The sequence below is a fragment of the Yeosuana sp. genome, assembly GCF_057126245.1.
The window spans coordinates 1-10,664 of sequence record NZ_DBNGMQ010000044.1 but is presented as its reverse complement, the minus strand read 5'-3'; the positions used below and the strand labels follow the sequence as shown (position 1 = coordinate 10,664).

General features: G+C 35.0%; 7 protein-coding genes. 5 read left to right on the top strand and 2 right to left on the bottom strand.

The window, feature by feature from the left end:
- From AC15TD_RS04600 to AC15TD_RS04585, 4 genes are all read left to right on the top strand, one after another.
- Window positions 1–272: hypothetical protein (locus AC15TD_RS04600; RefSeq protein ID WP_484450959.1), on the top strand; the 272-nt coding region annotated here is incomplete at its 5' end.
- A 29-nt stretch (window positions 273–301) separates the two neighbouring features.
- The gene (locus AC15TD_RS04595; protein ID WP_484450958.1) at window positions 302–514 is read left to right on the top strand and encodes a hypothetical protein; all 213 of its coding nucleotides are present in this window, start codon (window positions 302–304) and stop codon (window positions 512–514) included.
- Window positions 515–614: 100 nt separating this feature from the next.
- Window positions 615–2,102, top strand: coding sequence for a proton-conducting transporter transmembrane domain-containing protein (locus tag AC15TD_RS04590; protein ID WP_484450957.1), 1,488 nt, complete (start codon window positions 615–617; stop codon window positions 2,100–2,102).
- Window positions 2,099–4,477 (top strand): DUF2309 domain-containing protein, encoded by a 2,379-nt coding sequence (locus tag AC15TD_RS04585; RefSeq protein WP_484450956.1) that lies wholly within the window; start codon window positions 2,099–2,101, stop codon window positions 4,475–4,477. Before AC15TD_RS04590 ends, AC15TD_RS04585 begins: the two co-directional genes overlap by 4 nt.
- 279 nt (window positions 4,478–4,756) lie before the next feature.
- Here the strand turns inward: AC15TD_RS04585 and AC15TD_RS04580 are convergent, their stop codons facing one another.
- Window positions 4,757–6,211 carry an MltF family protein gene (locus tag AC15TD_RS04580; RefSeq protein WP_484450955.1) on the bottom strand — a complete coding sequence of 485 codons (1,455 nt, stop codon included), beginning with the start codon at window positions 6,209–6,211 and terminating at the stop codon, window positions 4,757–4,759.
- Between the two features lie 324 nt (window positions 6,212–6,535).
- Between AC15TD_RS04580 and AC15TD_RS04575 the strand changes: the two genes are divergently transcribed.
- On the top strand, window positions 6,536–9,838 hold the full coding sequence (locus AC15TD_RS04575; protein ID WP_484450954.1) for an Ig-like domain-containing protein: 3,303 nt from the start codon (window positions 6,536–6,538) through the stop codon (window positions 9,836–9,838).
- A gap of 96 nt (window positions 9,839–9,934) precedes the next feature.
- On the opposite strand, the gene AC15TD_RS04570 is transcribed toward AC15TD_RS04575, so the two are convergent.
- On the bottom strand, window positions 9,935–10,664 hold a 730-nt coding region (locus AC15TD_RS04570; RefSeq protein WP_484450953.1), incomplete at its 5' end, for an aldo/keto reductase.

Here is a 10,664-nt window from a genome sequence, read left to right as displayed (position 1 = left end):
CCCAGAAAATTCAATTGGTTAAAGGGGAGTTTACACCTTCTGAAGCATCTCACATTATTATGAATTTGATTGATGAAAAAATTAATTTTCATAAAATCCAAAGACTTCAAATTTGGGAAGGCGATCACAAATGCAAAACAGACGACCTCGATGGACGTATTGTAGAGCTCGAAAAGGAAAAAGTGATTGCACGAGAATTCATTAATAACTCCCGAGGTCTTGGTAAGAATTTAGAAATAAATGGTGTTCTCAATATCAGTGTTGCAAAATAATGTCTAACCTCAATAAAATCAAACATAACATGCAATTTTCAAAATCAACATTTTTACCAATTTTAGGTATGATAGCCATAATGTTCTTTATTGGGATGGCCTATTTGAATAATCATATTTTCTTGGATAAGTTAGTACTATGTAGCTTTATTTTGGGATTGGTCATTTTCGCCAAAGTGCGCGGTGAGAGTAATGAAACTGGGTCAAAAACAGATAGTACGAAATACACAGATTTGACGTAACAACATGTCTATCTTTTATGCTAAGATTATTGGATAAAACAATCGGATAAACTTAAAAAATTTTAATACTTACAAAATAAAAATTATTAAAAATTCAAAAATGACTCTTGAAAATAATTTCGATATTAATAATTCACAAATCGTCATTGGCGATAATGAAGACGTGCAAAATTCTACTGTTTCTCAATTTGTAACGTCCTTTTTATGGCTTTTATTTGTCGGTAATTTGTTATATCTCAGTATTAACTTCAGCAATATGCCTGAGTTGTATTTGGGAAGTGCCTTCCGCATTAATGGATTTACCATTTTAATCTGGACCACGGTTACCTTTTTTAGCTCTATTGTAAGCAGTTACGCAAGCAGTTATCTCAAGGGATTTAGATTTCATTCCAGGTTTATGATGCTCTGTTTGGGTTTTACATTATCGGTGATGCTTTTGGTTATGTCTAATCATGTATTACTTGTACTTTTAAGCTGGTTAGTTATGGGAATTTTTATGTCTCAATTGATTGGTATTGATAAAACTTGGGGTGAAGCCAGGGAAGCTTTGAAATTTACACAAAAATACTTTTTGACAGGTACAGTTTTTTTGAGTATCGGTTTGCTACTGCTAGCTTTTAATAGTAGAGCGTTTACAGTAAGTGGATTGTCATTAGTTGTTAACGAACTACCAATTTATATTACAGTCATATCAGCACTGTGTATTATTGCAGCAGCTATTGTTCAATCAGCAATTTATCCATTTCATCGTTGGTTACTTTCTGCTATGACAGCACCTACACCTGCCTCTGCGCTTATGCATGCTGGCTTTGTGAATGGTGCCGGTATTTTATTGGCAATGTTTGCGACCTTGTTGTTTGCTTCAGACACTTTGAATATTCTTTTTATTATTGGAGGGTTTGCGGCAATTATCGCACAGTTTACGAAGTTGCTTCAAGTAAATGTTAAACAAAAACTAGCATGTTCTACGATTGCTCAAATGGGTTTTATGATTATGCAATGTGGTTTAGGCTTTTTTAATGCAGCCGTAGTTCATTTGATTCTTCACGGATTTTATAAGGCCTATTTGTTTCTTTCTTCAGGAGAGGAAATAGCACAAACGAAACCGCAACACCAGCAGCAATTAAAAATTAAACCGTTTCAAGCCATTGTGGTTTTGCTTTTTGGAGGTTTAGGAGCTGTTCTCTTTGCGTTATGGACGGGAAAAGGAATGGCGATGGATAGTGGTGTATTTCTAACCCTTATAGTAGCAATTACCGTAGGACAGGCAACTTATAATATTGTTAAGGAGCAAAGCCTCTCTGTGCTGCAAAAAATGATTGTGCCAATTTTGCTTTTCGTCGCTGGGATAGGCATTTATGCTCTGATGTATAATGGTGTTACTATTCTAATGTCGGATATGCCAATGATTGCTCAACCATTGTCTTTATCTTGGGTGCAAATCATATTTGGAATCATATTCCTTATTGGCTTTTTCGTCATGAAATTAGGTGTTTACCAAAAAATCCCTTGGCTCTATGTTAAATTAATGAATATATCTCAACCGTATAAAAAATCAGTTTTAATGTATAAATCAAAATTTATATGAACCACGCTATTTTAAACAGTATTGATGAAGCATCAAAGGTTATTGGAAAAACTTGGCCATTGTACACTTTTGTGGCTTCTAACCCATTGTCGGGTTACGAAACGTCATCTTTTAAAGAAGCTGTAAGTTCAGCTGAAAAGCATTTAAATGCCAATGCTTTTCCAGAGCCTAAATTGTATCGCCAGGCTTGGGAAAATGGAGATATTGATAGAGTTGTATTAGTTGACCTTTTGCAAGAAAACGGATTGTCTGAGTCACCCGAATACTATTTACAACAGATAGAATTACAAAAACGCTCAGAAGAATTAAACGTTAACAATGATGTCGATCGTATCATGGCGAAATGGCTCGCCGCTTTTATGGATGAAGGTCTAGCTGAATGGGATATGCCATTTAAGAGCGAAGGGTTTTATACGGCATGGAGATATTTAGTAATATACGATTCTGAATTGGGAATGACACGTCTCAAGGATATTCCAAAAACGAGTGAGAAAGCCTTAGAGCAAATCTTGACAAATCATTCTGAAAAGGAGTATATAAATATCTTTACGTATCATCTGGCAGCACTTCCAGGATGGACGGGATATATAAACCATCGAGAAGCCTCTAATTCGGATTGGGCGCAAGACTTTCCAATAAGCTTGATGGATTATTTGGCAGCACGTCTTTGGACAGCAAAAAAATTGAATGTGTCTATACTTCCAGAAAACAATGAAGAAACTTCAAATAGTCTTGTTTCAAAGCTTCAATACATTTGGTTAAAGGCGTGGGAGGAAAGCTGGCAAAACCAATTGGTTAATACCTTGGAAAAGGAATCCATTACAACCAAATCATCTGATAAAAATGAAGTGCCTGATGCGCAAATGGTATTTTGTATCGACACAAGGTCAGAGCTCATCCGAAGACATGTGGAGTCAAAGGGGAATTATGAAACCTATGGCTATGCTGGATTTTTCGGTATCGCCATGGATTATAACAATATTAACGATGGGATTACACGTAAATCCTGCCCGCCAATTGTGTCTTCGGCCTATACAGTTTCAGAAACAGCGCAAGACAACAAAGAAGAAAACTTTGTGGCATACAAAAAGAACAATAGTGTGTTAAAATTTGGTAGGTACTTTCTTAAACGGATGAAAAATATGTTACCATCTGCGTTTGGATATGTGGAAGGGTCAGGTTTTTATTATGGTTTGTCATTAATTTTTAGAACCATGATGCCTGGAAAGATGTATAAAATGAACGAGAAAAATACTTCCAAAATGGAAACGATTTGTCAACCTGATATCAACAAGGCGATAAATGAAGAGGTTGTCCCGATCGGAATTCCATTGGATGAAAAAGTAGGGATTGTGAAATCAGCTTTTGACCTTATGGGTTGGAAACAGTTTGCACCTTTAGTCCTTTTTGTAGGTCATGGAAGTCACTCTGCAAACAACCCCTTTAGTTCGAGTTTAGATTGTGGTGCCTGTGCTGCAAGTCCGGGACGACATAATGCGCGGATGCTTGCAAAACTAGCTAACATATTAGAAGTGAGACAAGCTTTGGCGGAAATTCACGGTGTGATGATTCCTGATAATACAGTTTTTATAGGTGCAGAACATAATACGACCACCGATGATATCGTCCTGTTTGATTCTGAAGTTCCTGATTCACACAAGCAACTTGTTGAAAACTTGAAAACAAATTTATTAAAAGCACGGCAAACAGCAACTCAAGATAGACTTGGCGTAAAAGGGAACAGCATTTCCTCAGCGCAACAAAAAGCTAATAATTGGGGAGAAACAAGACCAGAATGGGGCCTTGCAAAAAATGCAGGCTTTATTGTGGGACCTAGAAACTTGACAAAAAACACCAATCTTGATAGTAGTTGCTTTCTTCACTCTTATGACTGGGAATTAGATACCAAAGGCAAAGCCTTGGAAGGTATTATGCAAGGTCCAATGGTCGTGACACAATGGATTAATAACCACTACTATTTTTCAACAGTTGATAACAACACGTATGGTGGTGGGTCTAAAATCACCCATAACATTACAGGTAAATTTGGAGTTGTTCAGGGGAATGGAGGTGATCTAAAGATGGGACTGCCACTGCAATCCTTGTTTCGATCGGATGACGCTATGTATCATAAACCGTTGCGACTGACTGTTATGATTCAAGCACCCATTACTCGCGTATCAGAAATCCTTTTGAGAAACTCAAATCTGAAGATGCTGCTCGATAATGAATGGATTTATTTAATGGTGATGGACCCAACGCACAACAATGAAATCTTTCGTTATAAAAAATCAATCCAATGGATATCTACCTCAAATAAAATCGCAAGTGCTAACATTATAAAGAATGAAATTAAAGAATTAGTCTTAACATAACTTGCGTTAAAATGCTATGAAAAGGGAATGTAACGGCCATCATATATTTTGATGGTCGTTTTGTTTTTAATAACCAATATGCATGAAAAAGATAAAATCATCGCGTTTATATCAGAAAAAAAACAAAATACCATTTATTTGAAACAAATCATTGACACATGGTTTCCAATCAATTTCCAATGGATTCTGGTAACAAATTTTCATTTAACTTGTTTTAGATGAGATGCTGATGCATGTCTTAAAGAAGATTTTAACCGTTACTTTAAATACATGGAGCGATTAAACATCAATAAACTGAGTGTAATGCTGATAACGTTCAAAAATTTGTAGCACATAATTATATGGTTCTATACCTCGTACATAACCATATTTGACAACAGGGTCCAAATAATTTTTTTCAATGCTTAAATCTAAAATCATATCTTCAACATTATCGTCCCAAATTTTCTCATTTAGTCCTCTTTTTTTAGCTAAGTTTTGAGCATCTTTTACATGATATAAGCCACAATTATAGGAAGCCATTGTAAATTTTATACGCTGAATGGAGTCTGTAATATTTTCGAAATTTTTATATAATTGGTTTAGGTATTTAGTTCCACCTCTAATACTTTGTTCAGGGTCTTTCCTATTAGTAACCCCAAGTTCTTCTGCTGTCTTTGGCATGAGTTGCATTAAACCTTCAGCACTCGCCCATGAACTGTTTTTTGGATCAAATCTTGATTCTTGATAAACTAAGGAGGTTACTAATCTCCAATCCCAATTAAGTTTTTTCGAGTGTTTTTTAATCAAATCGTCGTAAGGACTTATTTCTTGATTATTTAAACTGTAAAAATCGCTTTTTACTCGTCTTCTAAAGTTTTTTTTATTCTTAAAATACTTGTTATATATAACATTATAATCTACGTTCTTTTTTATTTTATGTAACCATGTGTTGGTGGCTAGTAATAAGTTTGGTGATTTATGACGGGTTGCCCAACCTATTCTTTGTGAAAAACTTACAGGTACATCAATGTCTAAAATGGGATAATAGGATGCCATAATACTGGCTATATTATAATCGGCAATGGTATATTTTATTTCTCCTTCAACCACCTTTTTAATTATTTCTTCAGTAGCCATTTCACCTGGAAGTTCTTCTATATAAATATTACCACCAAGTTCTTCCGACAGATTGGATATCCGTTCTTTATATGCCGATTTTCCACGAATTGAAACTGTATCTTTAATAAGTTCGATAGCATCGTCTATCAAGGCATTCTCCAATTTATGCCAGTGCATGGTTCGCCAATTGTCTGGCTTTTTCTGGACGAGGACTTGTTTTGTTAGGTATAAATAATCTGTGAATGAAACTTCTTCTTTTCTATTAGAGGTGATGGTTAAACCATGAGCCAATATATCGCCTTCGCCATTATTGAGTTTTTGAAATAATTCATCCACATTTTTTACTACAATTACTTCAAGAGAGACACCTAAGTGTTTTGCCAATCGTTCTAACAATTCAAATTCATAACCCATAGGGCGACCTTTATATAAAAAATAGGTCGTACCACTATAAATTGTTAGGGCTCTTAGTTTTCCAGATTTTTTGATATCTGCTAAATCCCAATGAATAGTCTTATTATTAACAGTTGTTTCCTTATTTTCATTTTTCTGATTGCAACTTGCAAGTGTTAAAAATAACAACCATATAAACACGTATTTTTTTTCTCTTAACTCTTTTAATTTCATTTTCATACTTACGTTTTTCTTTTTGTTACATTAATTTTGAGAGGAGAATTAACTGATATTAAATATTTAACATCTTCAGTAATATAAACAAAAAAAAATAATCAACCATAATGCGGTAAAATAAGCTAAAAAACACAAAGATTAGTAAAAGGTATTTCTCTATTGGTTGTTACGTTTATTATAAAATCAATGTCTTCTTTTGGCATATCTATTATTATGTAGATAAGGGCCCCTAAAGAAGGCAAAAGGTTTACTTTATTTGAAATTTCATTCATTATATTTACATAATTATTAATTTTTGGTATTAAAAAATAAATTGTTTTAAGTTTAATGTTACAGAATAAAATTTTTATTTTCTTACTAATAGCAAGTTGTTTTTTTGTGGTTAATCTAGTGAGTGCTAAAAATGATCCTCCAGAAATTATTGCAACTGGTAATCAAGTTTATTGTCCGTTAAGTCAAATGAATATCGTAACGGATTTTAATATTATAGATCCGGATGATTCAGTAATAGATGCGCTTTATATTCAAATTTCTACTGGTTATGAAAATGGCGCTGATCAACTTATTTTAAACGGAACACATCCGAATATTACAAATACCTGGAATGCCTTAGAGGGAAAGTTAGCATTAGAAGGAATTGGAGGCGCTCAAGCAACTTATATTGACTTAATTGCTGCTGTAAAAGATGTGGTGTTTCAAAGCACCAACATCAATCCATTAAATAAAACCTTTTCGTTTACTATTGGTGATGCTAATTATCTACCAAGAACTGGACACTATTATGAATATGTTTCTGCTGTGGGAATTACATGGACAGATGCCAAAGTAGCTGCCGAGGCCAGAACCTATTATGGATTACAAGGGTATTTAGCCACATTACTTTACCCAGAAGAAGCCCAATTAGCAGGAGAGCAAGCTGCAGGAGCGGGATGGATTGGAGGAAGTGATGCTGAAATAGAAGGTACTTGGAAATGGGTAACTGGACCACCTGCGGAAAATGGTTTGATTTTTTGGTACGGACTAGCTAATGGAAATTCGCCAAATTACGCCAATTGGAATACAGGTGAACCAAATCAATATCTTGGAGCAAACGAAGATTATGCACATGTAACCTTTAATGTTGGATTACCCGGAAAATGGAATGATTTAACAAATACCGGTGATACAAGTGGAAATTATCAACCCAAGGGATATATTGTTGAATATGGAGGTTTTCCGTTAGAGCCCATTTTGAATATTTCTGGAAGTACCAGTATGACTGTTAATATTATAGACGATTACACGAATGGAGCACGGTGCGGTAGTGGATCAGTTACCTTACAGGCAACTCCTTTAGATGGTACAGTAAGTTGGTTTGATGCACCAACAGGCGGAAATATAGTAGGTAGTGGATTAAATTTTGTAACCCCTAATATAACGACGACCACGATTTATTACGCACTAGCATCTTTAAATGATTGTTTAGAAGGTATCAGAACACCTGTAACGGCTGTAATTAATCCAATTCCGACGATAACGGCAACAAGTAATGATCTTGTTTGCGATAATGGTTCAGGAACGCTAACAGCAACGTCTTCTCAAGGTAATGTAAATTGGTATGACAGTGCTGCTGGGGGAAATTTAGTTTTTACAGGAAATTCATTTTTAACACCAGTTTTAAGTGCAACAACAACCTATTATGTTGATGCTACACTAAACGGATGTACAACGGGAACAAGAACAGCTGTGACTGCTACAGTTCAAAATACACCACCACCTACCACAATCAACATTAACCAGACATTTTGTGAAAATGAATATGCTACTTTTAATGATATAGCTATATCAGGCAGCAATATATTGTGGTATTCAAATAATACTATAACAACACCTTTCGACCCAAGTGAAATTTTGTTTTCGGGTACCTATTATGCCACGCAAACCGTAAATACTTGCGAAAGTCCATTGCTACTGGCAGTAAATATAACAGTATATCAAGTAGTGAACCCTCCTGATTCTTCAGAAATTCCTGTTTTAGAATTATGTGATAGCAATGCAGATGGCGATGATACCAATGGGATCGATATTTTCGATTTAACCCTTAACGAATCAATCATACTTAACGGCGATTCTCCTTCAGATTTTACGTTTACCTATTTTGCAGATAATCTTTACGCAACCATAATTCCCAATCCAACATCATATCTTAGTACGATAGGTGGTTTACAAAATATCTATGTAAGAGTTACGAATAATTTAGATTCAAGTTGTTATACAGATACATCATTTCAAATTCAGGTTAATGAATTACCAGTGATTCTACCGAGTATTGTTTTTAAAAATTGTGATGAAGATGGCGTTTCAGACGGCTTCACAGATTATAACTTAAATGAAGCTAATGATGTGATTACAAATAATAATTCTTCAGGACTCAATATATCATATCATATATCATTATCTGATGCCAATACTAGCACGGGACCCGTTGACGCCGCATCATTTAACAATACAACAGCTAATACATTATACGCAAGAGTAGAAAGTAGCAATGGTTGCTTTAGAGTTTCTACAGTAAATCTTGAAGTGTCTACAACAGCTTTTACAAATGGTTATTTACAAGAGTTAGAAGCTTGTGATGATGATACAATTATTGATAGTTTTCATGTTTTTGACCTGGATCAAGCCACAGCTGGATTTATGGCTGAGTTTCCGAGCGGACAAAATTTAAGTGTTAGTTATTATAGAAATTTAAATGATGCTCAATTAGAACAGGATGAAATAACATCTGTCAGTAATTTTATAAATGAAACTCCGTTTTCTCAATTGCTTTACGTGCGCGTCGAAAGTGACGATAACGGAGAATGCTTTGGCCTTGGCCCACATTTATTATTAACTGTAAATCCGAGACCTGAATTTGAAGTTGATCAAACAGAGATTTACTGTTTAGATAATAACCCAATTACCTTGTTTACTTTTAATTCAACTGGAACTTATTCTTATGAATGGAAAGATGAAAGCGGAACCTTAGTGAGTACAGCACCAAGTGCCACAGTGCTTTCGGGTGGTATTTATACAGTTATTGCAACGTCAAGCTTTGGGTGTGAATCGTTTCCCGTGTCTTTTGAAGTGGTAGAATCTGCGATTGCGACTATAGATGAAGAGGATATTACCATCGTAGAACTATCTAATAACAATAGCATCACCATTAATAATGATAACAATAATCTCGGTATTGGAGATTATGAATTTTCTTTAGATGATATTAACGGACCGTACCAAGATCAACTATTTTTTGATAGAGTAGGTGCAGGTTCTCATACGGTTTATGTAAAAGACAAAAATAAATGCGGTACAGCGAGTTTAGAAGTATTCATTCTTGGGTTTCCAAAATATTTTACACCTAATGGCGATGGTAACAATGATACCTGGCATGTACGAGGGTTGGGTGATGATTTTGCTAATTCATCTCTTGTGAGTGTTTTCGATAGATATGGAAAGCTTATAAAACAATTAAATGCCAAAAGTGGGTCTTGGGATGGCACTTTTAATGGTCAGCAATTGGCCACTTCAGATTATTGGTTTGTTGCAAAATTAATTGAGACTTCAGGTAATGTCAGAACATTTAGAGGACATTTTAGTTTAGTTAGATAGTCTAAAATTTATGCCCTCATCACTCTAAAGTTATGACCATACGAAGAAAAAGACGTCAATAGACAGAATTTATTTCACATCTTCAAACTTCATGGATTATCTATTTAAAATACTTTCAATGGATTGCAATTCTTCTGATGAAAACTCAAGATTTTTTTGAATACCAACAGCGTCCGTTATATGTGATACTTTACTAGCTCCAATAATAACAGAAGTGACGCGCTTATCTCTTAAAACCCATGCTAGTGCTAGTTGAGACATTTTTTGACTGCGTTTTTTAGCGATTTCATTTAAGGCTTTAACCTTTCCAATGTTTTTCTCATTAATATCGGATGTTTGTAAAAAACTATCTGGTTTTGAAGCTCTTGAACCATCTGGAATGCCGTATAAATACTTATCGGTTAATAGGCCTTGAAATAACGGACTAAAAACAACAGAACCAACGCCATAGTCTTCCAATACATCTAATAAGCCATCTTCTACCCAACGATTAAACATACTATAAGAAGGCTGATGTACTAAACAAGGTGTTCCCAATGCTTTTAAAATTTCGAATGCTTTTTTTGATTCTTCTGGACTGTAGGATGAAATCCCCGCATATAAGGCTTTACCAGATCTTACAATTTGGTCTAAAGCCATCATGGTTTCTTCAACAGGTGTATTTGGGTCTGGTCTGTGGCTGTAAAAAATATCGATATATTCTAATCCCATGCGCTTTAAACTCTGGTCGCAACTGGAAATTAAATATTTACGTGAACCAAAATCACCGTAAGGTCCAGGCCACATACCCCAGCCAGCTTTCGAAGTGATAATCATTTCATCTCTG

Bases quoted from the DNA above. Each gene is read 5' to 3' on its own strand.
- AC15TD_RS04595 (WP_484450958.1), top strand. From the start codon at position 302: ATGCAATTTTCAAAATCAACATTTTTACCAATTTTAGGTATGATAGCC.
- AC15TD_RS04590 (WP_484450957.1), top strand. From the start codon at position 615: ATGACTCTTGAAAATAATTTCGATATTAATAATTCACAAATCGTCATT.
- AC15TD_RS04585 (WP_484450956.1), top strand. From the start codon at position 2,099: ATGAACCACGCTATTTTAAACAGTATTGATGAAGCATCAAAGGTTATT.
- AC15TD_RS04580 (WP_484450955.1), bottom strand. From the start codon at position 6,211: ATGAAAATGAAATTAAAAGAGTTAAGAGAAAAAAAATACGTGTTTATA.
- AC15TD_RS04575 (WP_484450954.1), top strand. From the start codon at position 6,536: ATGTTACAGAATAAAATTTTTATTTTCTTACTAATAGCAAGTTGTTTT.